Origin of the sequence: Mesotoga sp. B105.6.4 (genome assembly GCF_002896535.1) — a bacterium.
Taxonomy (GTDB): Bacteria; Thermotogota; Thermotogae; order Petrotogales; family Kosmotogaceae; genus Mesotoga.
Map to the genome: position 1 here is coordinate 1 of NZ_JWIM01000089.1, position 1,167 is coordinate 1,167.

At 44.2% G+C, this 1,167-nt stretch carries 1 protein-coding gene; it reads right to left on the reverse strand.

Going from position 1 to position 1,167, the window contains the following annotated elements:
• On the reverse strand, window positions 1-1,129 hold a 1,129-nt coding region (ltrA, locus tag RJ60_RS14585), incomplete at its 3' end, for a group II intron reverse transcriptase/maturase (protein ID WP_258006368.1).
• Window positions 1,130-1,167 lie beyond the last annotated feature (38 nt).

Consider the following 1,167-nt stretch of genomic DNA (forward strand, 5'->3'; position numbering starts at 1 on the left):
TCTGTTTCTTTCTCATCATGTGTCTTCTGAGTTTCCTGTTCACCCAGTCTCTAATAAAGCTGAAGACTTTCTTTGAATTACCTATCCTGAAGTAGTTTACCCAGCCCCTCAATATTGGGTTTATCGCTTCCACCAGTCTTTCCAAGGAGTTGGAGCGATAAATAAGGAACTGGTACTTCAGCTTTTCCAGTAATGCCTTTCTAGCCTTCTTGTTAGGTCTGTAATCAGGTCTACGTTTTCCGTTCTTGGCCTTCACCATTGAGAATTCAAATCCAAGGAATTGAAAGCTGCCCTTCTCCATGTCGACTATCTTGCTCTTTTCTTCATTGAGCTGAACCTCTATCTTCTCGAATTCTTCCAGTAGTCTCCTATTGACTTTATCTACCCACTCTCCGGGATAGACAAGGGCCACAAGATCGTCTGCATATCTTGCATAGCTTACCTTTCCCGTTACTCTGCCTGCTTTCTCCAGCATTATGTCTATCTCGTTGAGATAGATGTTTGCCAGTAATGGCGAGAGTACTCCTCCCTGTGGTATCCCTTTCTTTCCCGCCTTCTTGCATATGAGTTTCAGTAGATGCATTATCTCTGGATCGTCTATTCTCTTTGCAACTTTCTCAAAGAGTATATGGTGTTTGACATTGTCGAAGAAGCCTTTGAGGTCAAGGTCTATCACAACTGTCTTTCCTTTGAACAGTTCCTTGTCCACTCTTTCTATTGCATCATGCGCGCTTCTTCCCGGTCTGAATCCAAACGATCCCTCCTGGAAGTCCGTTTCGAATATCGGTTCTAGGATAAGCTTCATTGCTCCCTGTACTATCCTGTCCCTTATTGCCGGTATCTTCAGTATCCTCTCTTTACCGTCAGCCTTAGGTATGGATAGACTTCTGTACTCCAATGGTTCGTACTCTCCCTTGAGCAATTCCTGAAGTAGTTCGAGGATATAGTTTCTTACCCCTATTTCCTCGATGTCCCGAAAACTTACTCCATCCACTCCGGGAGATCCGTTGTTCTTTCTGGCCAAGTAGTAGGCCTTTTCCAGTGTTTCTACCTTACAGATATGGGTGTATAACCCCCAGAATCTCCATTCTGGTTCGGCCTTCGCCTTGAGGTATATCTTGTTCCTCACTTCCTGCAGGGGTATGAATCCTTTTCTCATTACGATTC